Below are 21,645 nucleotides of genomic sequence, written 5' to 3' on the forward strand. Positions count from 1 at the left end.
ACAGGCCCTCAGCGCTCGATCGTGCCGGTGCGGCGGATTTTCTTCTGCAGCAGCAGCACGCCATAGAGCAGCGCTTCCGCCGTCGGCGGGCAGCCGGGCACATAGATGTCGATCGGCACGATGCGATCGCAGCCGCGCACCACCGAATAGCTGTAGTGGTAATAGCCGCCGCCATTGGCGCAGGAGCCCATCGAGATGACGTAGCGCGGCTCCGGCATCTGGTCGTAGACCTTGCGCAGCGCCGGGGCCATCTTGTTGGTCAGCGTGCCCGCGACGATCATCACGTCAGACTGGCGCGGTGAGGCGCGCGGCGCAAAGCCGAAGCGCTCGACATCATAACGCGGCATCGAGAGCTGCATCATCTCGACGGCGCAGCAGGCAAGACCGAAGGTCATCCACATCAGCGAGCCGGTGCGCGACCAGTTGATCAGGTCGTCCGTCGCCGTGACCAGGAACCCCTTATCGGCGAGCTCACTGTTGATCTCGGTGAAGAAGGGGTCGCGCGCGCCGACGGGCAAGCCGTCGGGGCCGAGCAGGCCCTTGGGCGCAGGCGCGACCAGCGGGTCGCCGCGATCGATCGCTGTTGTTGCCATGATCTGAACCTTTGTAACCCGTAACCGTCAGATAAGTCGCGAAATCAGTGCTGCGGCCGGACGACTAGTCCCACTCCAGCGCCCCTTTTCGCCACTCATAGACGAAGCCGACGGTCAACACGCCCAGGAAGATCATCATCGAGATGAAGCCATACCAGCCAAGCCCGCCAAACGCGACGGCCCAGGGGAACAGGAAGGCGACCTCAAGATCGAAGATGATGAACAGGATCGCGACCAGATAGAAGCGGACATCGAATTTCATGCGCGCATCGTCGAAGGCGTTGAAGCCGCACTCATAGGCCGAGAGCTTTTCGGCATCGGGCTTCGAATAGGCGATGGCGAAGGGAGCTACCAGCAAGGCGATGCCGATGATGGCCGCGACGCCCAGGAAAATGACGAGCGGCAGATAGTCGTTCAGCAGGGACGGTACTGGGAGTGTTTGCATGGACATGTCCCCGCTTCGGGCGGCCAGGCGGCGGCGCGCTGGCACAGTCGATTAGACCCTGCATTAGAATGAAGCAAGACTCCGCCGCGCTGCACAATCGCGCGAGAGGGTTGATTTCGACGCAGATTGGCAGGGATGTCGCAGTGCCTCTCCGCAAGGCTCGCCGTTCCGCATCGACCACGGGCGCTTTTTGCAGCATACCGCCGGCTTCCTACTGGCCGTTTGTCGCGCAAAGCGACACACTCGCGCCGAATCGACGTCTTGCGGCCGGGGCCGCCCCGGAGGGAGAAAGACCGCCATGGTGCTGCCCATGCAACGCTCTCTTCTGCTCGCCGCAGCGCTTGCCGCCTCCATTTCAGGAGGCAATCGCGCCAGTGCCGAGGCCCTCGACCTGATGCGCGCGACCTGCGCCGACTTCGTCGCGATGAATGGCAGCGACCGGAATCAGCTCTCGCTCTGGCTCGCCGGATATTATGCCGGCGGCGCGCAACGCCCCCTGATCGACCTCGACAAGATCATGAGCGCGCCCGCCGAGCTCGCCGCGCTCTGCGCCAAGACGCCGCAGCTGCCGCTGGTCGGCGCCGAAACCCGCGCCGTCTTCTTGCCTACCCCGGCGCCCTGAGCGTGAAGTCATTTGCCTTCCCCCTGGTGGCGCTGGTCTTCGCTTGCGCCCTGCAACCCATGACGAGCTCGGCTCAGGAGGGGCAGAGCCTGCGCGCGCCGCTGCCGCCGCAGCGCCCCTTCGATCTGGATTTGCCGGCCCAATCGACCTTGCCTGCAATCGTGGTTCCACCGCCGGCCGCGCCAAGCCCAAGCCCAAGCCCGAGCCCAGGCCCAAGCTCGCCGGTCGCCGCCCAGCCTGAAGACGAAGAAGGACCGGAATGGCCCAAGCTCACGCCCGGTCAGAATGCCGGGGCCGAGCCGCAATTCGACCCCAATGAGAAACCCGAGCGGCCAGGCATCTCGACCGATCCCGGCACCTCCATCATCTGCCTGCCGCAGCGGCTGAGGGACATTCTCGGCAAGGTCGTCGACAAATACGGGGCCGTGAAGGTGACATCGACCTGGCGGCCGCCCTGGCGGGCACGGCGCGGCTCCTATCACAAGCGCTGCGAGGCCATGGACTTCCGCGTGCCAGGCGTGCGCCCGCGCGTCGTGCTGGACTATGCCCGCTCGCTGCCCGAGGTCGGCGGCAATCAAGTCTATTGGAACGGGCTGATCCATATCGATACCGGACCGCGCCGCCCCTGGTGAAGCAGGTGACGGCATCAGACCGAGTTTCGTATTCGATCTGATGCCGTAGGGCTTTTATCTTGCATCGGCTTGCCCCGAAAACCGGTTCCCACTTTTCGGGCCGATGCAACAAGGCGCGTGATCAGTTCGGCGCGCTTTCCATGCCTTTCTCGGCCAGGATGCGCTTGGCGGTATCGCCACCGAGAAAGGCGAGGAACGCCTTGGCCGCCTCCGGCTGCGTGCTCGCCGCTGCGATGCCGCCGGTATAGGTCGTGTAGTTCTGGATCTCAGCCGGCAGCGGCCCGACCAGCGTCGCTCCCTTCACGGCCAGAATCTCGCTGATCTGGTGGATGGCGAGATCGGCCTCGCCGGTGACGAGACGCTGCGCGACCAGGCCGCCCGGCACCAGCACGGCCTTGGCCTTGACTGCATCGGCGATTCCCATCGTCTCCAGCAGCTTGACGAAATAGATCCCGCTCGAGCCACCGGCCGCAGGATCGATATAGGCGACCTTGCCGGCGGCGAGCAGCGTGGCCTTGAAGGCCGCGACAGTCGCGATGTCGGGGCGCGGGGCGCCATCCTTGACCGCCACGCCGACCGAGGTCCGCGCCAGGTTCCTCGGCGTGCCCGAGGCGATCCGGCCGGCCTCGACGAGTTCCTTCACCGCCGCAGGCGTCAACACGGCGAGATCGAACGCCTCGCCCCCCGTGATGCGGCGCAGCAGCCCGCCGGCAGTATCGTTGTCGATGACGAGCTTGTGGCCGCTTTGCTTCTCGAAATCTGCCGCGACGGCAAGCACGATCGGCTTGAACGCTCCCGCCGTCAGAACCTTGACCTCGGCGGCTCCCGCAGGCCCCCAGGCGCAAAGGCTCGCGATCATGAAGCTGGCGACAACTGTGAAGCGCATGGACATCTCCGGCCGCCGCCATCTCATGGCGGCTCAAGGCGGTGGGAGATTAAGCCAGTCGTGCGAAGCGGCAAGCGGTCTGCGCCGAGTGCACCGGAAACGGCGCTGGGCGGCTTGTCTATCCGGTTGCGATGTAAGGGGAAAATGGCGCGGGTGACGGGGCTCGAACCCGCGACCTCCGGCGTGACAGGCCGGCACTCTAACCAACTGAGCTACACCCGCGCAGGGCGGCTAAGGCCTCGGCCTCAGCGGGGTTGGGATTATGGCGAGAGGCGGAAAGTGTCAAGCGCGCTGGCCAGGTAAATTCACAGCCGGCGACAGAAACGTGTTCACGCGGACATCAACCCGCCCATACAAGCGGAAGCGATCGGATGCCGGATACGCCGCCAAACCGGGGCCAAGGACGTCCGCCACACCCGATTCGGTTCAATCCTCGCCGGATGCCTCGCCACGATCGGGGGACGCCAGGCAGGGATCGAGCAGCACATGACGATCGTCCTGGCGGTTATAACCTCCACGCAGAATCACTTGGTCGCCGAGCTTCAGCTCGTTCCCGCTATAGGTGACACAGAGAATCCGGACGCCCGGATCCGAACACACGGCAACATACCAAAGCGTTCCATCGGTCTGGATCAGGCTGACCGGGCCTTTGATCGCCATGTCGACACGCGCATCGGCCGGCACGGTGCTCGGCAGTTGTGTTCTCACGGTCTCGCAGGTCGCCGGCACCCGAGCGGCCTGTTCCGGCGGCGAGAAAGCCGGGCGATCGGCAAAGAAATCCTCGGGCACGGCCGACTGGTCCTGTGCGAGGGCCAACCCGCAGAAGGTCAGACAGACCCCTGCCAGCATATTTGCCCCTGCCAGCATATTTGGAAGAAACCTCACTCGACCTCTCAAGCCTGTCTCGATCACGACCGGGATCACAGGACGGCGTAGAAAGATGGCGGAATTCGATCGCTGCAGGCTCTGAGGCGCAATGGCGACAGCCTCAACCTGCGCTCTGGCCGAGCATCAGTGCGCCTGAGTGGGGCATGGTGGGCGGTGCAGGGCTCGAACCCGCGACCCTCTCCGTGTAAAGGAGACGCTCTACCAACTGAGCTAACCGCCCCGATGCGGTGGGGTTTAAGGCCTGGCGCCGCCGCCATCAAGCGCCGAGATGGAGCGAATCTCCCGCTTCTCCCCTTTTCACGCTCCGCTCAAAGAAAAAGCCGCCGACGCTGAACGCCGGCGGCTCCCTGGTAACGTTATTCGCCTCAGTGAGCGATGAGACCGCCCGCGGCATCCTCATCGCCGGCCTTCGGCCGCAACGCGGTCAGATCCTCTTCCCAGACGATCGGAACGGGCTGGCGCGTCAGCGCATGCTGCAGCACCTGCTCCATCCGCGACACCGGGATGATCTCCATGCCCTCCTTCACCGACTTGGGCAGGTCGACCAGATCCTTGGCGTTATCCTCGGGGATCAACACCTTCTTGATGCCGCCCCGCAGCGCCGCCAGGAGCTTCTCCTTGAGACCGCCGATCGGCAGCACCCTGCCCCGCAGCGTCACCTCGCCGGTCATGGCGACGTCGCGCTGGGTCGGGATGCCGGTCAGGATCGAGACGATGGCAGTCGCCATCGCGATACCTGCCGACGGGCCGTCCTTCGGGGTCGCGCCCTCGGGAACGTGGACGTGGATGTCGCGCCGGTCGAACAAGGGCGGTTCGATGCCGAAATCGATGGCGCGCGAGCGGACATAGGACGCCGCCGCCGAAATCGATTCCCTCATCACGTCCTTGAGGTTGCCGGTGACGGTCATCTTGCCCTTGCCGGGCATCATCACGCCTTCGATCGTCAGGAGTTCGCCGCCGACCTCGGTCCAGGCAAGCCCGGTAACGACGCCGACCTGATCCTCGGTCTCCGCCATGCCATAGCGATAGCGCGGCGGGCCGAGATACTCCTCAAGCACCGGCGTGGTGACGGCGACCTTCTTCTTCTTGGAGAGAACGATGTCCTTCACCGCCTTGCGGACGGTGTTGGAGAGCTCGCGCTCCAGGTTGCGGACGCCCGCCTCCCGCGTATAGCGGCGGACCAGCGTCATCAGTGCATCGTCGTCGATCGACCATTCCTTGGATTCGAGGCCGTGCTTCTTGATCGCATTCGGGATCAGGTGACGCCGGGCGATCTCGGTCTTCTCATCCTCGGTGTAGCCAGCGATGCGGATCACCTCCATCCGGTCCAGCAGGGCCGGCGGGATGTTCAGCGTGTTGGCCGTGGTGACGAACATCACGTTCGACAGGTCATAGTCGACCTCGAGGTAATGATCGTTGAAGGTGCCGTTCTGCTCGGGATCAAGCACCTCCAGCAGGGCAGCCGAGGGGTCGCCGCGGAAGTCCTGGCCCATCTTGTCGATCTCGTCGAGCAGGATGAGCGGGTTGGAGGTCTTGGCCTTCTTCATCGACTGGATGATCTTGCCGGGCATCGAGCCGATATAGGTGCGGCGATGGCCGCGGATCTCGGCCTCGTCACGCACGCCGCCGAGCGACATGCGCACGAATTCGCGGCCCGTCGCCTTGGCGATCGACTTGCCGAGCGAGGTCTTGCCGACACCGGGAGGGCCGACGAGGCACAGGATCGGGCCGGCAAGCCGGTTCGTCCGCTGCTGCACGGCGAGGTATTCGACGATGCGGTCCTTGACCTTGTCGAGGCCGAAATGATCGTCGTCGAGCACGCCCTGCGCGATCGAGAGATCCTTCTTGATCTTGGAGCGCTTGTTCCACGGGATGCCGAGCATCCAGTCGAGATAGTTGCGCACCACCGTCGCCTCGGCCGACATCGGCGACATCTGGCGCAGCTTCTTCATCTCCGCGACGGCCTTGTCACGGGCCTCCTTGGAGAGCTTGGTGCGGGCGATGCGCTCTTCCAGCTCGGCCAGCTCGTCACGGCCTTCCTCGCCGTCACCGAGCTCCTTCTGGATCGCCTTCATCTGCTCGTTGAGATAGTACTCGCGCTGCGTCTTCTCCATCTGGCGCTTGACGCGCGAGCGGATGCGCTTCTCGACCTGGAGCACCGACATCTCGCTTTCCATCAGCGAGAGAACCTTCTCCAGCCGATGCGCGACATGGGTGATCTCGAGCACCGCCTGGCGGTCCGCGATCTTGACGGCGAGATGCGAGGCGACAGTGTCGGCGAGCTTGGAGGCTTCGTCGATCTGCGAGACGGCGGCGACGATCTCGGGCGAGATCTTCTTGTTGAGCTTCACATAGCTCTCGAACTCGCTGACGACCGAACGGCCCAGCGCCTCGACCTCGACCTTCTTGCCGTCTTCCTCGGCCAGGCCAACGGCCTCGGCCTGATAGAAGGCGTCATCGGCGACGTAAGCGGTCGCCTTGGCCCGGCCGACGCCTTCGACCAGGACCTTCACGGTCGAGTCGGGCAGCTTCAGCAGTTGCAGCACGCGGGCGAGCGTGCCGATTTCATAGATATCCTTGGTCGCAGGATCATCGTCGCCAGCATTCTTCTGGGTGGCGAGCAGGATCAGGCCATCGGTCTTCACGACCTCCTCGAGGGCGCGGATGGACTTCTCGCGGCCAACGAAGAGCGGCACGATCATATGCGGGAAAACGACGATGTCGCGCAGGGGGAGCACCGGGTAGAGGCCGGTCTCGCCAGGAACGAAAGGAGCGCGGGGCGCCGAGCCAGTCATGACTTGTCCTTTGTGGTTGCGCCAGGCCTACCCCCAAATGGGCGGAGCCACCTGACGTATGCGGCCGAGACGACTATCGCCACGTCCGCCCTCGCGCATCACACCCTCGATAGGCATGCGACTCTCGCAAGTGCACCTAAAGTGGAGACTTCCTCGCCGGCTTTCAAGCGAGCCTTCGAGGCATCCCCAGGTTGGATTGTCGCGGGGTGAAACAGACGACCGCCCAACCTGACCCACGACGCAAAACGCGCGCCAACAGGCGCGCGTTTGCAATGTCTTGGGTGCTTGGCGGGCATCTCAGGCAGAGGCCGACTTCGCCTCTTCCTCACGCTCCGAATAGATGAAGAGCGGTCGCGATTTCGACTCGACGGCCTCCGGACCGATCACGATCTGCTCGACGCCTTCCAGCCCCGGCAGCTCGTACATCGTCTCGAGCAGGATGCCTTCCATGATCGAACGCAGGCCGCGCGCACCGGTCTTGCGGTCGATCGCCTTGCGGGCGATCAGGCTGACGGCCTCGTCGGTGAAGGTCAGCTCGGTGTCCTCCATTTCGAACAGGCGCTGATACTGCTTCACCAGCGCGTTCTTCGGCTCGGTCAAGATGGTCTTCAGCGCCGCTTCGTCGAGATCCTCCAAAGTCGCCAGGACCGGCAGGCGGCCGACGAATTCAGGGATCAGGCCGAATTTCAGCAGATCCTCGGGCTCGACCTCGCGGAAGATCGCGCCGGTGCGGCGGTCGTCAGGCCCCTTCACCGTCGCGCCGAAGCCGATCGAGGTGCCCTTGCCACGGCTGGAGATGATCTTGTCCAGCCCTGCGAACGCGCCGCCGCAGATGAACAGGATGTTCGTGGTGTCGACCTGCAGGAATTCCTGCTGCGGATGCTTGCGCCCGCCCTGCGGCGGCACGGAGGCGACAGTGCCTTCCATGATCTTGAGCAGGGCCTGCTGCACGCCCTCGCCCGAAACGTCGCGGGTGATCGAGGGGTTGTCCGACTTGCGGCTGATCTTGTCGATCTCGTCGATATAGACGATGCCGCGCTGCGCCCGCTCGACATTGTAGTCGGAGGCCTGGAGCAGCTTCAGGATGATGTTCTCGACATCCTCGCCGACATAACCGGCTTCCGTCAGCGTCGTCGCGTCGGCCATGGTGAAGGGCACGTCGAGAATGCGGGCGAGCGTCTGCGCGAGCAGCGTCTTGCCCGAGCCCGTGGGGCCGATCAGCAGGATGTTCGACTTCGCCAGCTCGACGTCATTGTGCTTCGAGGCGTGCGAAAGGCGCTTGTAGTGGTTGTGCACCGCGACCGAGAGAACCTTCTTGGCGTGGTCCTGGCCGATGACGTAGTCGTCCAGCACCTTGCGGATTTCGCGCGGTGTCGGAACGCCGTCCTTCGACTTCACCAGCGCGGATTTCGATTCCTCGCGGATGATGTCCATGCAGAGCTCGACGCATTCATCGCAGATGAACACGGTCGGGCCCGCAATGAGCTTGCGAACCTCATGCTGGCTCTTGCCGCAGAAAGAGCAGTAGAGGGTGCTCTTCGAATCGCCGCCGCTGACCTTACTCATCGTCCATCTCCATTCTCGGAGCCGGACGACCACATCAGCCTGAGCGGATGCAACCGTCGTCTCTCCGTCATTAATAGACGCTCAGATCACGATCATTAGGTTAACGCCCTGTTCCGGAACACCCGGTGGACAGAGCCGACCCAAAACCGGACCGTTTAGGAGCGCCAATCCGCTCGCCCGATTCCCCATGCAAACATGGGGCCGGTCCCCTTGCAATATGGGCGCTTAAAGCCGCCGCGCCAACCCACAGGCAACGGGGCGGCTGGTCGCAGCCCACGCGGCCGATCAGGCCGTCGCGTCTTCCGGCCGCTTGTCGATGACTTTGTCGATCAGGCCGAAATCGCGCGCCGCCTCGGCGGTCATGAAATTGTCGCGCTCCAGCGCCGCTTCGATGTCGGCATAGGAGCGGCCAGTGTGCTTGACGTAGATCTCGTTCAGCCGGCGCTTCAGGCTCTCGACCTCGCGGGCGTGGATCAGGATGTCGGTGACCTGACCCTGGAAGCCGCCCGAGGGCTGGTGGACCATGATGCGGGCGTTGGGCAGCGCAAAACGCATGTCCTTGGCGCCGGCGGTGAGCAGCAGCGAGCCCATCGAGGCGGCCTGGCCGACGCACAAAGTCGTGACCGGGCAGCGGATGAACTGCATCGTGTCGTAGATCGACATGCCCGACGTCACCACGCCACCGGGCGAGTTGATGTAGAAGGAGATTTCCTTCTTGGGATTCTCGGCCTCGAGGAAGAGGAGCTGCGCCACGATCAGCGAGGCGGAGTAATCCTCGACCGGACCGGTCAGGAAGATGATGCGCTCGCGTAGCAGCCGCGAATAGATATCGAAGGCGCGCTCGCCACGGCTGGACTGCTCGACCACCATCGGGACGAGATTGTTGTAGGTCTCGATCGGATCGCGCAGCATGAAAATCGTCCTTGGGTGGCAGCGCCGGATTCGGCGGATGGAGAATCAGCGAATGTCTCGGAGGACACCCACATAAGCACGGCAAAGGCGGCTGAAAAGAGAAGCGCCGCCCAGCATGAAGCCCGGCGGCGCGAATATTGCGATTAAGGTTGCCGACAATCAGGCCGAAGCGTCTTCGGCCTTGTCCTCGCCCTTGGCGTCAGCCTTCTTGGCCTTCTTGGCGGCCTTCTTCGGCTTGGCCTCGGCAGTCTCATCCGCCTCCTCGTCGGCGTAGAGCGCTTCGCGCGTAACGCTCTGATCCTCGACCTTCACCTGCTCCAGCAGGTGGTCGACGACCTTTTCCTCGAAGATCGGGGCACGGATCTCGGCCAGGGCCTGCGGGTTCTTCTGGTAGAACTCCCAGACCTGCTTCTCCTGGCCGGGAAACTGGCGGGCGCGTTCGACCAGGGCCTTGGTGACCTCGTCATCCGAGATCTGGACCTTGGCCTTCTCGCCGATCTCGGCCAGCACGAGGCCGAGGCGAACCCGGCGCTCGGCGATCTTGCGATAGTCGGCCTTCGCGGCCTCTTCGGTCGTGCCCTCGTCCTCGAAGGACTTCTTGGCTTCCTTCATGTCGACTTCGACATGGCTCCAGACGCTGGCGAACTCCTGCTCGACCAGGGTCGGCGGCAATTCGAAGGTGTATTTCGCGTCGAGCGCATCGAGCAGGCTCTTCTTCAGCTTGCGGCGCGACTGCTCGCCGAAATCGCGGCCGATCTGCTCGCGGATCGCGGTCTTCAGCGCATCGAGCGACTCCATGCCGAAGGCCTTGGCGAGCTCGTCGTCGATCTTGACGGCCTCGGGCGCCTGCACCTCGGTGACCGTGACCTCGAACTCGGCCGGCTTACCGGCAAGATGGGTCGCGGTGTAGTTCTCGGGGAAGGTCACCTTGACCGTGCGGGTCTCGCCGGCCTTGGCGCCTTCGAGCTGCTCCTCGAAACCGGGGATGAACTGGCCGGCGCCGAGATCGAGCGGGATGCCCTCGCCCGTGCCACCGTCGAAGGGCTTGCCCTCGAGCGTGCCGACGAAGGAGATCATCAAGCGGTCGCCGCTGGCGGCCTTGGCCTTCTCGCCCTTGTTCGAATAGGTGCGGTTCTGGCCGGCCATGCGCTCCAACGCAGCGTCGACATCGGCGTCAGGCACCTCGGCGACGGGCTTGGTCAGCGACACGTCCGACAGGTCGGCGAGCTCGATCTTCGGCAGAACCTCGAGCGCGACGGTGAAGGCGAGGTCGCCTTTGGCCTCCATCGCGGCCTCGATCTCGTCCTTGTTCTCGGGGAAGCGGATCTGCGGCTCGAAGGCGAGCTTCAGGCCGTTATCGGTGACGATCTTCTGGTTCGCCTCGTTGACCGCGTTCTGCAGCACGTCGGACATGACCGAGCGGCCATAGAGACGGCGCAGATGGGCGACCGGCACCTTGCCGGGGCGGAAGCCATTGATCTTGGCCTTGCCCTGCAGGCCCTGAAGGCCGTCATCGAGCCTGGATTTGAGGTCGGCGGCATTCAACACCACCTGAAACTCGCGCTTGAGGCCCTGGGACAGGGTTTCGGTCACGTTCATCGTTTTCGATCCGCCAACAGCGTTACTTCAATGTCCAAAGCGCGACGCCGAGTGACCGTCGCCGCGCTCGCGAAATCCATTTTTCTTCAGCGAACGATTCCCGCGCCACGACGCTAACGTCATGATGCGATCGCACGCCTGCTGGTGCGGGCGGAGGGACTCGAACCCCCACGACTTTCGCCGCTGGTACCTAAAACCAGTGCGTCTACCAATTCCGCCACGCCCGCCGGCCCGATAGCGCTGCACGCGAGCAAACGCGGCGCGGCCATCGTTGGGCCGCGGTGCTATACGCATTTCGAGCAGGCCATGCAGCAAAAAAATGCGACGTTTCTGCGAAGGTCGCCCTGCCGCGCCGTATCGCGACACATCGCTAGGCCATGCGAAGGCCGCCTCTCGCCAGATCGCGCGCCACAGATTATGCCGGGCGCATGACCGACAAAGGCCTTCCTCCCTCCTCGCGATCACCCCTTATGCCGACAAGGCGCGCCACGCTCGCCGGCCTTGGCGCTGCGACGACGATCGCGCTTGCCGGCCGGGCCTCGTCCCAGGCCAAACCGCCAGCTAGCCCAGCCGGAGCCGAGCCGCCATTGAGCCTGCTGGTTGCAGCCCCCGGCAAGGCGCGTTTGCGGCCGGCGCCGGCCGGTGAGACCGACATCCTCGCGCTGAACGGGGCGTCTCCAGGCCCGGCGCTGCGAATCAAGCTGGGCGAGACGCTGCGCCTCAAGCTCGACAACCGAACCGCCCTGCCGCTGTCCCTGCATTGGCAAGGCTTGCGTGGCGCGGCCGCCATGGACGGGGTCGGCGGCTTCGGCCAGCCGCCGGTCGCTCCAGGCGCAAGCTTCGAATACAGGCTGACGCCGCCGGATGCCGGCACCTTCCTCTATCGGCCGCTGCTCGTCGGCGGCTCGTCCGAGCCGGCCGGCAGGGGCCTTGGCGGATTGCTCATCGTCGAGGAGGCGGAGCCGCTGGCGGTGGACCTGGATCTGCCGGTGATGGTCGCGGATTGGCTGCTCGGCGACGACCACGCCATTCGCCCCTTTGCCGCGGCAAGCCCCGAGAACGCGGCCGGAGGCCGGCTCGGAAGCTGGCTGACGGTCAATGGCGCTCCGCCGCCGCAGCGCGTCGCGGTCGCTCCGGGCGCGCGCGTCCGCCTGCGCCTCGCCAATGCCTGCAACGCCAGGATCATGCGGTTGCGCTTCGACGGGGTGAAGGCCTCGGTCGTTGCCGTCGACGGGCAGCCGACCGACACCTTCGAGCCGGTGCGCGCGCAACTGCCCTTCGCGCCGGGCACGCGCTACGATCTGATCGTCGACATGCCCGAGGAGCCGGGCGCGACCGCGATCGTGACCGCCTTGATCGGCGCCGGCGTGCCGCTTGTCCGGCTGGTGGCCGAGGGCGCAAAGAAAGCCGCCGCGACCGCGCCTGCCGCGCTGAAACCCAACGCAACGCTTCCCGCCGCTGTGCGCCTCCAGGATGCGGTCCGCCCCCAGATCGTCATCGAGGGCGGGGCGAAGGTCATGCCCGAGCTCAAGCTGGATCTCACCGGCCTCGATCTCTCCAAACCCTGGCGGATCAATGGCGGCGTTGGGGACGCCAGCAAGCCGCTCGTCAGCGTCAAGCGCGGCACGCCGATCGTGCTCGCAATCGAAAACAAGACGGCCTTCCTCCAGCCGATCCATGTGCATGGCCACTGCTTCCGGCTGCTGCACCCGCTCGACGATGGCTGGGAGCCCTATTTCATGGACACGGTGCAGATTCCCGACGGCAAGCGGCTGCACATTGCCTTCATCGCCGAGAATCCGGGGCGCTGGATGATCTCCTCGACGGTCCTGGAGCGCTTCGATCTCGGGCTCTGGACCTGGTTCGAGGTGACGTGAAGCCGCGCGCCGCGATGCGCTGGCTGATGGCAGCGTTCTATCTTGCCGCCGGCTTGTTGCATTTGCGCTCGCCCGCAGCCTTCCTGCCGATCATGCCGGACTGGGTGCCGGCGCCGCGCGAGGTTGTCATCCTGACAGGTGTGGCGGAAATTCTCGGCGCCGCGGGCTTGCTGGTCCCGAGCCTGCGCAAAGCGGCAGGCATCGGACTGGCGCTCTACGCACTCTGCGTCTTTCCAGCCAACATCAAGCACGCCATGGAAGCCATTGTAGTTCCGGGGCTGCCGACGAGCTGGTGGTATCACGCCCCCAGGCTGGCATTGCAGCCGATTCTGATCTGGTGGGCGCTGTTCTGCTCCGGAGCGATCGCTTGGCCGGCGCGACAGCAAGAGTCCTGACCGGTCAATTCAAACCAAATCTCGTCAAACCAAGTTTCGTCAGCACCGCGCGCTCGATCTCATCCTTCGGCAGCTCGACCGGCATCACCAGCGGGCGCTCATCCTCGCCGGGCTCCTCCAGCGCGGCGAACTGGCTGTCGAGCAGCGCGGGCGGCATGAAATGATGCTGGCGCGCCGCCATGCGCGCACCGATCAACTCGCGCGAGCCCTTGAGGTAGACCAGGGCGACATCGGGCCGATCGCCGATGATGATGCGGCGATAGGCCCGCTTCAGCGCCGAACAGGTGACGATGCCATTCTTGCCCGCAGCGCGAAGCTCGTCGATCCAGGTGGCGATGGCAGCGAGCCAGGGCTTGCGGTCCTCGTCGTTCAAAGGCGTGCCGCCCGCCATCTTGGCGACATTCTGCGGCGGGTGGAACGAATCGGCATCGCGGAACGGCCAGCCCAGATGCTCGGCCAGACGCTCGCCCAGCGAGGTCTTGCCCGAGCTCGCGACGCCCATGACGACGATGACGGCGGGCCCGCCGCCCTTCTCCGAGTTGCTCATGGCGCGTCAGACCGGCTTCTTGGGCTCGACATGGCCGCCGAAGCCGGCGCGCATGGCCGAGAGCACCTTCTCGGCGAAGGTGTGGTCCTTGCGCGAGCGGAAGCGGGTGTAGAGCGAGGAGGTCAGCACCTCGGCCGGCGTCGCGGTCTCGATTGCGGCCTGCACCGTCCAGCGCCCCTCGCCCGAATCCGAGACATTGCCGGTATAGGCCGAGAGATCCTCGTCGGCCGCGAGCGCCGACGCCGTCAGGTCGAGCAGCCAGGAGGTCACGACCGAGCCGCGCCGCCAGACCTCGGAAATCTCGGCGACATCGAAATCGAAGCCGTATTCCGGCGGCAGGCCCTCCTTGGCGGAAGCGTTGCGCAGCAGGTCGAAGCCCTCGGCGAAGGCCTGCATCATGCCGTATTCAATGCCATTATGGATCATCTTGACGAAATGGCCCGCACCGACCGGCCCGCAATGGAGGTAGCCCTCCTCGCTGGTCGGATTGCGACCCTCGCGATGGCTGGTCAGGGGGATATCGCCCTTGCCGGGCGCGAGCGCCTTCAGCAGCGGGTCCAACCGCGCGACAGTCTCCTTGTCGCCGCCGATCATCAGGCAATAGCCGCGCTCCAGCCCATGCACGCCGCCGCTGGTGCCGATATCGAGATAATGCAGCCCCTTGGTCGAAAGCTCCTGCCCGCGCCGGACATCGTCCTTCCAGAAGGCGTTGCCGCCGTCGATCAGCGTGTCGCCTGCAGACAGCAGGGCGGACAATTCGGCCAGCGTCGCCTCGGTGATCTCGCCCGCCGGCAGCATGACCCAGATGGCGCGCGGTGCAGCAAGCTTGGCGACCATGTCCTTCAGGTCGGAGGCGACGACCGCCCCCTTCTCGGCGAGAGCGGCGCCGGGCTTGGGATCACGGTCATAGACCACGCAATCATGCCCGGCCTGCATCAGCCTGCGCACGATATTCGCACCCATCCGGCCGAGGCCGACCATTCCTAGCTGCATCGCTTCAACCCTTCATGGCCGGGGGCATCTCGACCGCCGGTCCGTTTCATGGCGCATCTTGTTCACCGAGCTTCTTGCATCCCGACCGCCTCCGCGACAAGCCAGTCGCGCAGCAGAACGAGCGCCGGGTTCGGTGGACGATCCGCCGGGCGGGTCAGCCAATAGCCGTGCCGGCTGCGAAAGCCGAGCCCCGCCGGGTTGACGAGGCGCCCCCCCGAGAGCTCCTCCACGACCAGCGCGCGCGGTACCAGCGCCAGCCCCTGCCCCGCGATCGCCGCACGAATGACCAGGGCATAGAAGCCGAAGCGGATCACCCGCTGTGGAACGAGGTCAGCCACGGTATTGGCCTCGGCAAACTCGCTCCAGCGCAGCGGCGTAGGCGGATGGTCGAGCACCGGAAACCGCGCGATATCCCTGACATCGTCGATCGGCCCGAGGCGCGCCAGAAGGTCCGGCGCCGCGACCAGCGCGACATCCCGCCCAAACAGATAGTCCGCCTGCTGCCCAGGCCAGTCGCCCTCACCGAAGCGAAAGGTCGCGTCCGCGGCTTCGGCCGTGCCATGGGCGACGAAGTTGGTGAACTGGACCTCGGTCTCGGGATGCTCCTCGGCGAAGCGCGAGAATCGCGGCACCAGCCAGCGATCGCCAAGGATCGGCAGCACATGCAGCCTGAGCATCGGCTGCTCCGGGCGAAAACCTGCAACACCGCCGACCGCCGAGGCCAAAGCGACGAGCACATCCCTGGCCGGACCGATGAAGGCATGGCCGGCCTCGGTCGGCTCCAGGCCGCGCCGGTTGCGTGCAAACAGGCTCGCACCGACAATCTGCTCGACGCCGCGCAACTGCTTGCTGACGGCACTCTGGGTCAGATTCAGTTCGTCGGCCGCGCCCGAGCAGGAGCCATGACGCGCAACCGCCTCGACGACGCGCAGACCCATGGTCGAAGGCAGCCGCCGTGGCAGCGGCGCCGAGAGGAGCGAGGGTGACTCCGAAAGCATCGCTCACACTAATCCGCGACGGCCCGCAGCGAAAGAGCTATTCCAAAACGGAATGGTCGTCGGAAATCATCTCCTTTGCCGGCGCAAACGCATGCGCACTAACCTGCCTGGCGTTACGTCAAAGCGGAGAGCCAGCGTGAACCAGCCATTGCGCCTGTGGGGCGGACGTTTCACCGCCGAGCCTGACCCCGCCTTGACCCGGCTCTCCCGCTCGGAGGCCAGCGATTTCAGCCTCGCGCCCTATGATCTTGCCGGCTCGCGCGCCCATATCCGCGAGCTCGGCCGCGCCGGCCTGCTCGACAATGCCGAGATCGCCACGATCCAGAAAGAGATCGACGCGGTCGAGAAACTCCATGCGAAAGGGCTGATCGAGCCCTGGCCGGAGGACGAAGACGTCCAGACCTTCCTCGAGCGCGTCCTGACGCAGCGGCTCGGCCCTCTCGGCGGCAAGATCCGCGCCGGGCGCTCGCGCAACGACCAGGCCGCCAACGATCTCAAGCTCTTCCTCCGGCACCGCTCCCGCGGGCTGATGAAGGATCTGCTGAGCCTGCAGGAAGCCCTCATCGCGCAAGCCCGCGAACATGTCGCGACGCCGGCGCCGGGTGTGACGCATCTTCAGGCGGCACAGCCCATCACCTTCGGCCATCATCTGATGGCCCATGCCCAGGCCTTCGCGCGAGACGCCGAGCGGTTGATCGACTGGGACAGGCGCAACGCCGTCTCCCCGCTCGGCGCCGCTGCGCTGGCGGGTTCAGCGATCGCGCTCAACCCCGAGCTCGTCGCCGAGGAACTTGGCTATGACGGCTCGTTCGAGAACTCGGTCGATGCCGTCGGCTCGCGCGACCATGTCGCGGAGTTCCTGTTCGTCACCGCCATGCACGCGGTCAATCTCTCCAGGCTGGCCGAGGAGATCGTGATCTGGTGCACGCAGCCTTATCGCTGGATTTCGCTACATGATTCGTTCGCGACCGGATCCTCGATCATGCCGCAGAAGAAGAATCCCGATATCGCCGAACTGACGCGCGGCCGCTCGGCGCGGTTGATCGGCGGGCTCATGACGATGCTGGCGGCGCTGAAGAGCCTGCCGCTGTCCTATAACCGTGACCTCGCCGAGGATAAGAACGCCTGTTGCGATGCGGTCGAAGGCTTGGCGCTGGCGCTTCCCGCCATGGCCGGCCTGGTCGCCACCATGACGGTCAATGTCGCGACCATGCGGGACGCTGCGTCACGAGGTTTTACGCTCGCGACCGAGGTCGCCGATTTCCTGGCGCGCAGGGGCGTAGCCTTCAGCGAGGCGCATGAGATCACCGGCGCGCTGGTGCGTCTCTGCGAGGAAAAATCCTGCCAGTTGCACGAGATCGACGATGCCGGGCTAGCCTCGGTCGATCCCCGCCTCACGCCCGATATCAGGGAGCATCTGACATTGGAGGCGGCACTCGATGCGCGTATGGCCAAAGGTGGCACGTCGCCTGCACGCGTGGCCGAGCAGATCGACCGGCTGACGCAGCGCCTCGCCGTGCAGCGTGACTGGGCCAACGGATACCGGGGACCGCAACCATGACTTCAAGCCAGATGTCGGGAACGGCGCTCGACCCGACGATCCTCAGCCTGCCCCGCGTCGGCAGGCTGCATCTCGGACGCTGGGTATCCGCGACCCTGGTCCTGCTTGCGCTTGCATTCGTGGTGAAGGCCTTTGCCGAGGGCGACATCGCCTGGAAGGTGGTCGGCCAGTTCTTCACCGCGCCCGCCATCCTGGGCGGCCTCGCCAACACCGTGATCATGACGGTCTGTGCCATGGCGCTGGGCATCGCGCTCGGCGTCATCTTCGCGATCATGGCGATGTCGCCCAACGCCGTGATGCGCGGCTCGGCGGCGTTCTACATCTGGTTCTTCCGCGGCACGCCGCTGATCCTGCAATTGCTGATCTGGTTCAACCTCGCGCTGGTCTTCCCGACGATCGGCATTCCAGGCCTGTTCTCGGCCCGGACGATCGACCTGATCGGTCCCTTCATGGCGACGCTGCTGGGCTTGGGGATCAATCAGGGCGCCTATACGGCCGAGGTCGTGCGTTCCGGCATCCTCTCCGTCGATCACGGCCAGGTCGAAGCGGCCAAGGCGATCGGCATGACCAGGCTGACGACCTTGCGCCGGATCGTGCTGCCGCAATCGATGCGGGTGATCATCCCGCCTGTCGGCAACGAGGTGGTGAGCATGGTCAAGCTGACCTCGATCGCCAGCGTGATCCAGTTCTCCGAGATCCTGCGCAACGCCCAGACGATCTACTACGCCAATGCCCGGGTGATCGAATTGCTGATCGTCGCGGCAGGCTGGTATCTGATCGTGGTCTCGATCCTCTCGCTCGGGCAGGTCGTGCTGGAGCGACATTTCGCCAAGGGCCGCGCTGGTGCGGGAGCGCGCAATGGTTGAGGCTCCCGCGAACCGCCCCATGGTCCAGGCGCTGTCGCTGACGAAGCGCTTCGGCAATCTCGCGGCGCTCGATTCCGTCTCGCTCGACGTCGCGCCCGGGGAGGTCGTCTGCATCATCGGCCCCTCCGGCTCCGGCAAGAGCACGCTCTTGCGTTGCATCAACCAGCTCGAACGCATCGATGGTGGCGCGATCTGGGTCGATGGCGAACTCGCCGGCTTCCGGCGCACCAGCGACCGCTTGATCGAGTTGACCGACAAGGAGATCGCGCGCCAGCGCCTCGCCAGCGGCATGGTCTTCCAGCGCTTCAATCTTTTTGGCCATATGACGGCGCTGCAGAACGTGATCGAGGGGCCGGTGACCGTGCTGAAGCAGCCCAGGGCCGCCGCCATCGCCGAGGCCGAGCGCCTGCTGGCGCGGGTCGGCCTGGCCGAGAAACACGGCGCCTACCCGTCCGAGCTTTCCGGCGGCCAGCAGCAACGCGTCGCGATCGCCCGCGCACTCGCGATGAAGCCCAGGCTGATGCTGTTCGACGAGCCGACCTCGGCGCTCGATCCGGAACTCGTCGGCGAGGTGCTCGCCGTGATGCGCGACCTGGCCAAGAGCGGCATGACGATGATCGTGGTGACGCATGAGCTGGGTTTCGCGCGCGAGGTCGCCGACCGTGTCGTCTTCATGGATCAGGGCCGCCTGATCGAACAGGGGCCTCCCGCCCAGGTGCTGAGCGCACCCGAACATCCCCGCACCCGCGACTTCATCGCCGCGGTCCTGCCTTGAGCCCTTGCCTCGAACCGATCCGGAGGATTGCCATGACCCTGACGTCACGAAGCCTGCTCGCCGCTTTGGCGTTCTGCCTGCCTGCGGCGGTTGCCGCCCAGGAACTGCCGGCCCGGATCAAGACCGCAGGCAAGATCATCGTCGCGACGCAGCCGAACTATCCGCCGATCATCTTCAAGGACCCGGCGACCAACACCCTGACCGGGCTCGACATCGAAATCGGCGAAGCGATCGGCAAGGAACTCGGCGTCGCGATCGAGTGGCAGGAAACCGCCTTCGCGCAGATGCTGCCTTCACTCCAGACGGGTCGCGTCGATATGGTCATGGCCGGCATGTCGGATAAGCCGGCTCGGCGCGAAACCGCCGATTTCATCGACTACTTCTCGTCGGGCGCACAGTTCTACACCATCATGGCGCTGGCCTCGGGCCTGAAGACGATGGAGGATCTCTGCGGCAAGACGGTCGGCGCCAGCCGCGCGACGAGCTGGCTGGCCGAGATGGAAGCCTGGAGCAAGGAAAACTGCGTCGCCAAGGGCAAACCGGCGCTGACGATCGTCGGCACGGAAGGCTCGATCGACGCCCGCACCCAGCTCAAGACCCAGCGCCTCCAGGCTGCCGTCCAGGGCAGCGAGGTGATGCCCTATTTCCTCAAGCTCGAGCCCAACACCTATGTGCCGATCGGCGCGCCCTTCACCGATGTGCGCGGCGGCATTCCCTTCGTGAAGACCACTGAGGGCAACCAGTTGCGCGATGCGGTCAAGGGCGCGCTCGACCGGCTCAAGGCCAAGGGCACCTATGACGCGATCTTCGCGAAATACGATTTGTCCAGCAGCGCCTTGCCGAAGATCACAATCAACGAGGGTAAGTGAATCAGGCGTATTTGGAGCATACTCTTTATGCTCAGAACCACACCGTCATCCTGGCCGTAGCGAAGCGGAGCGCCGGGATCCATCGGAGGGCCGATCCTTTGACGGGGCTGGCTCTACGATGGATCCCGGATCTGCGTCGCTCCGCGACCTGTCCAGGATGACGGCGTGGTTCGGCGTTAAAGCAGCATGATCTAAGCCGGAAGGACCGCCTCATGGCCGTCGCTCACTTCGGATGGCGATGCAGATTGCGCCAGCGACCGGGGGTGACGCCGAACGCCCGGCGGAACTGGCGCGTCAGATGGCTCTGGTCGGCGAAACCGCAGCCGGCCGCGACATCCGCGATTTCAAGTCCCGACCGCAGCATGGCGCGAGCCCGGTCGAGCCGGCGCATCACGAGATAATTATAGGGGCTCGTGCCGAAGCTCGCGCGGAAGTGGCGGGCCAGCGCGAAACGATCGAGCCCGGCGACGGCTTCCAGCTCTCCTGATGTGACGACCCGCTCCAGGTGAGCGTCGAGAAACCGCCTGACACGCTCCGAGGCTGCCTGGGCATGGCGTGAGCCTACCGGGCGCGCCGCGGATGGATCGAGCGCCAGCAGGGCCTCGGCCAATCCCAGGACGATGTCCTCGGCCTCGTCGACCGCCAGTGGCGCTTCGATCGCTTGCAAGCCACGCGCAATCGCCCGAACGAGGCGCGGGTCAGACGAGACGGCGGCCGAGATGAAGGGCAGCGCACGAGCCTCTTCGCCCAGCGCCTCGCGCAGGAGCCGGGGCTCCAGATACAGCATGCGGTAGCGGAAGCCGGATTCGACGCCGGCGCGGCCATTATGAATCTCGTCTGGGTGCAGGACGATCGCGTTGCCCGCACGGCTATCCTGCCGGCAGCCGCGGTAGTCGAAGCTCTGCACGCCGCTCAGCGTCAGGCCCAGCGCGTAGGTGTCGTGCCTATGCGGGTCATAGGCGTGGCCGCTGAAGAAGGCCTCGATCCGCTCGATGCCGTCAGAGCCCGGCCCCGCGCGCAGCCAATCGCCGTGTGAGGGGCCGCACGATCGTTCAAGACCGGCTGGCCCAGGCTCGCTTATCGATTGCACCATGCGTTACGACACCAAGATCGCCATAGCGGTGCGCGAGGATCTCGCCACCTGGCAAAAACTCAACGTCGCCAGCTTCCTCGCCGGCGGCCTCGTGGGAGCTTACCCCGAACTCAGGGGCGAGGACTACAACGATGCGTCGGGCCGATTCTACGGCCCGCTGATCCGCCAGCCCGTCCTGATCTTCGCCGCGACCAGCGAGCAGCTCAGATTGATGCTCCAGCGCGCGCAGCAGCGCGGCGTGCGGCCGCATCTCTACACGCAGGAGCTGTTCGCAACCGGCAATGACAGCGACAATCGCGCCGCCGTCGCCGCGGTCGCGACGGCGGCGCTGGATCTTGTCGGCCTGGCGATCCATGCCGAGCGCAAGGAGGCAGATAAGATCACCAAGGGGCTGTCGCTTCACGACTGAAGCGTCAGCCCCAGCTTTAGGGGAACATCACCGCCAAGGGCTCGATCGACCAGATCGGCTCGATCCGTATCAATCGCGTCTTCACCCCGGCCGGAAAGGCCGGGTCGCCACGCCAGCGCAGCATGACCGCTTGCGCCGTCTGCGCGTTCTTGAAGCCGAGCGCGATGACCTCGGAGACTGGCCGGCCACGCTCGTCGCGCTCCGTCCCGACGAAATTGAGTCGGCCATCGCCCGACAGGGCGATGGGTGCGATCCGGTCAAGCAAGCCTGACCGGACGCCGGATGCTTCGGAGGCGAATTCGAAGAATACGACGGCGTCCATGG

General features: G+C 65.3%; 22 protein-coding genes and 3 tRNA genes. 9 read left to right on the plus strand and 16 right to left on the minus strand.

What is annotated here, in order from left to right; all coding sequences use genetic code 11:
• Nucleotides 1-8 precede the first annotated feature (8 nt).
• Nucleotides 9-593: a NuoB/complex I 20 kDa subunit family protein gene (locus tag BMZ97_RS04615; protein ID WP_069691732.1), complete on the minus strand. Its 585-nt coding sequence runs from the start codon at nucleotides 591-593 to the stop codon at nucleotides 9-11.
• A 64-nt stretch (nucleotides 594-657) separates the two neighbouring features.
• Nucleotides 658-1,038, minus strand: a complete 381-nt coding sequence (locus tag BMZ97_RS04620) for an NADH-quinone oxidoreductase subunit A (protein ID WP_092166616.1) — start codon at nucleotides 1,036-1,038, stop codon at nucleotides 658-660.
• Nucleotides 1,039-1,348: 310 nt separating this feature from the next.
• Between BMZ97_RS04620 and BMZ97_RS04625 the strand changes: the two genes are divergently transcribed.
• Together BMZ97_RS04625 and BMZ97_RS04630 are read left to right on the plus strand one after the other, a co-directional pair.
• Nucleotides 1,349-1,660 (plus strand): HdeA/HdeB family chaperone, encoded by a 312-nt coding sequence (locus BMZ97_RS04625; RefSeq protein ID WP_175525422.1) that lies wholly within the window; start codon nucleotides 1,349-1,351, stop codon nucleotides 1,658-1,660.
• A gap of 2 nt (nucleotides 1,661-1,662) precedes the next feature.
• The gene (locus tag BMZ97_RS04630) at nucleotides 1,663-2,292 is read left to right on the plus strand and encodes a YcbK family protein (protein ID WP_092165918.1); all 630 of its coding nucleotides are present in this window, start codon (nucleotides 1,663-1,665) and stop codon (nucleotides 2,290-2,292) included.
• A 121-nt stretch (nucleotides 2,293-2,413) separates the two neighbouring features.
• On the opposite strand, the gene BMZ97_RS04635 is transcribed toward BMZ97_RS04630, so the two are convergent.
• From BMZ97_RS04635 to BMZ97_RS04675, 9 genes are all read right to left on the minus strand, one after another.
• Nucleotides 2,414-3,178, minus strand: coding sequence for a molybdate ABC transporter substrate-binding protein (locus BMZ97_RS04635; RefSeq protein ID WP_210188207.1), 765 nt, complete (start codon nucleotides 3,176-3,178; stop codon nucleotides 2,414-2,416).
• A 145-nt stretch (nucleotides 3,179-3,323) separates the two neighbouring features.
• A tRNA-Asp gene (locus BMZ97_RS04640) sits at nucleotides 3,324-3,400 on the minus strand.
• A 204-nt stretch (nucleotides 3,401-3,604) separates the two neighbouring features.
• Nucleotides 3,605-3,967: a hypothetical protein gene (locus tag BMZ97_RS04645; RefSeq protein WP_139221152.1), complete on the minus strand. Its 363-nt coding sequence runs from the start codon at nucleotides 3,965-3,967 to the stop codon at nucleotides 3,605-3,607.
• A gap of 243 nt (nucleotides 3,968-4,210) precedes the next feature.
• Nucleotides 4,211-4,286 (minus strand) — tRNA-Val (locus BMZ97_RS04650).
• A gap of 145 nt (nucleotides 4,287-4,431) precedes the next feature.
• Nucleotides 4,432-6,861: an endopeptidase La gene (gene lon / locus BMZ97_RS04655; RefSeq protein WP_092165922.1), complete on the minus strand. Its 2,430-nt coding sequence runs from the start codon at nucleotides 6,859-6,861 to the stop codon at nucleotides 4,432-4,434.
• Between the two features lie 297 nt (nucleotides 6,862-7,158).
• A complete protein-coding gene (gene clpX, locus BMZ97_RS04660) occupies nucleotides 7,159-8,427 on the minus strand; it encodes an ATP-dependent Clp protease ATP-binding subunit ClpX (RefSeq protein WP_069691738.1) in 1,269 nt (422 codons plus the stop codon).
• Nucleotides 8,428-8,712: 285 nt separating this feature from the next.
• A complete protein-coding gene (locus BMZ97_RS04665; protein ID WP_069693836.1) occupies nucleotides 8,713-9,336 on the minus strand; it encodes an ATP-dependent Clp protease proteolytic subunit in 624 nt (207 codons plus the stop codon).
• A 162-nt stretch (nucleotides 9,337-9,498) separates the two neighbouring features.
• Complete coding sequence (gene tig / locus BMZ97_RS04670) at nucleotides 9,499-10,938, minus strand: trigger factor (protein WP_092165924.1); 1,440 nt, start codon at nucleotides 10,936-10,938, stop codon at nucleotides 9,499-9,501.
• A gap of 142 nt (nucleotides 10,939-11,080) precedes the next feature.
• Nucleotides 11,081-11,165 (minus strand) — tRNA-Leu (locus tag BMZ97_RS04675).
• Between the two features lie 243 nt (nucleotides 11,166-11,408).
• Here BMZ97_RS04675 and BMZ97_RS04680 point away from each other — a divergent pair.
• On the plus strand, nucleotides 11,409-12,815 hold the full coding sequence (locus tag BMZ97_RS04680; protein ID WP_092165939.1) for a multicopper oxidase family protein: 1,407 nt from the start codon (nucleotides 11,409-11,411) through the stop codon (nucleotides 12,813-12,815).
• Between the two features lie 14 nt (nucleotides 12,816-12,829).
• Nucleotides 12,830-13,210 (plus strand): DoxX family protein, encoded by a 381-nt coding sequence (locus BMZ97_RS04685; protein WP_092166619.1) that lies wholly within the window; start codon nucleotides 12,830-12,832, stop codon nucleotides 13,208-13,210.
• A 4-nt stretch (nucleotides 13,211-13,214) separates the two neighbouring features.
• On the opposite strand, the gene BMZ97_RS04690 is transcribed toward BMZ97_RS04685, so the two are convergent.
• The 3 genes from BMZ97_RS04690 to BMZ97_RS04700 form a co-directional block, all read right to left on the minus strand.
• On the minus strand, nucleotides 13,215-13,757 hold the full coding sequence (locus tag BMZ97_RS04690) for a gluconokinase (RefSeq protein WP_244546227.1): 543 nt from the start codon (nucleotides 13,755-13,757) through the stop codon (nucleotides 13,215-13,217).
• A 6-nt stretch (nucleotides 13,758-13,763) separates the two neighbouring features.
• Entirely contained in the window at nucleotides 13,764-14,750 is a 987-nt protein-coding gene (gene gnd, locus BMZ97_RS04695; protein ID WP_092165941.1) for a phosphogluconate dehydrogenase (NAD(+)-dependent, decarboxylating), read from the minus strand.
• A gap of 62 nt (nucleotides 14,751-14,812) precedes the next feature.
• Nucleotides 14,813-15,748: a LysR substrate-binding domain-containing protein gene (locus BMZ97_RS04700; protein ID WP_092165943.1), complete on the minus strand. Its 936-nt coding sequence runs from the start codon at nucleotides 15,746-15,748 to the stop codon at nucleotides 14,813-14,815.
• A gap of 136 nt (nucleotides 15,749-15,884) precedes the next feature.
• Between BMZ97_RS04700 and argH the strand changes: the two genes are divergently transcribed.
• The 4 genes from argH to BMZ97_RS04720 are packed head-to-tail and all read left to right on the plus strand — an operon-like array spanning nucleotide 15,885 to nucleotide 19,819.
• Complete coding sequence (argH, locus tag BMZ97_RS04705) at nucleotides 15,885-17,309, plus strand: argininosuccinate lyase (protein ID WP_244546228.1); 1,425 nt, start codon at nucleotides 15,885-15,887, stop codon at nucleotides 17,307-17,309.
• Nucleotides 17,310-17,320: 11 nt separating this feature from the next.
• Nucleotides 17,321-18,175, plus strand: a complete 855-nt coding sequence (locus tag BMZ97_RS04710) for an amino acid ABC transporter permease (protein ID WP_244546266.1) — start codon at nucleotides 17,321-17,323, stop codon at nucleotides 18,173-18,175.
• A complete protein-coding gene (locus tag BMZ97_RS04715; RefSeq protein WP_092165947.1) occupies nucleotides 18,168-18,950 on the plus strand; it encodes an amino acid ABC transporter ATP-binding protein in 783 nt (260 codons plus the stop codon). The genes BMZ97_RS04710 and BMZ97_RS04715 overlap by 8 nt, the downstream gene beginning before the upstream one ends.
• 32 nt (nucleotides 18,951-18,982) lie before the next feature.
• Nucleotides 18,983-19,819 (plus strand): ABC transporter substrate-binding protein, encoded by an 837-nt coding sequence (locus tag BMZ97_RS04720; protein WP_092165949.1) that lies wholly within the window; start codon nucleotides 18,983-18,985, stop codon nucleotides 19,817-19,819.
• 223 nt (nucleotides 19,820-20,042) lie between these two features.
• On the opposite strand, the gene BMZ97_RS04725 is transcribed toward BMZ97_RS04720, so the two are convergent.
• Nucleotides 20,043-20,912: an AraC family transcriptional regulator gene (locus tag BMZ97_RS04725; RefSeq protein ID WP_092165951.1), complete on the minus strand. Its 870-nt coding sequence runs from the start codon at nucleotides 20,910-20,912 to the stop codon at nucleotides 20,043-20,045.
• Between BMZ97_RS04725 and BMZ97_RS04730 the strand changes: the two genes are divergently transcribed.
• Nucleotides 20,911-21,321 carry a DUF2000 family protein gene (locus tag BMZ97_RS04730; protein ID WP_092165953.1) on the plus strand — a complete coding sequence of 137 codons (411 nt, stop codon included), beginning with the start codon at nucleotides 20,911-20,913 and terminating at the stop codon, nucleotides 21,319-21,321. The genes BMZ97_RS04725 and BMZ97_RS04730 overlap by 2 nt on opposite strands.
• Before the next feature lie 16 nt (nucleotides 21,322-21,337).
• Here the strand turns inward: BMZ97_RS04730 and BMZ97_RS04735 are convergent, their stop codons facing one another.
• Entirely contained in the window at nucleotides 21,338-21,643 is a 306-nt protein-coding gene (locus BMZ97_RS04735; protein ID WP_092165955.1) for a hypothetical protein, read from the minus strand.
• Between the last annotated feature and the right edge of the window lie 2 nt (nucleotides 21,644-21,645).

Origin of the sequence: Allobosea sp. OK403, assembly GCF_900113835.1 — a bacterium.
Classification (GTDB): Bacteria; Pseudomonadota; Alphaproteobacteria; order Rhizobiales; family Beijerinckiaceae; genus Allobosea.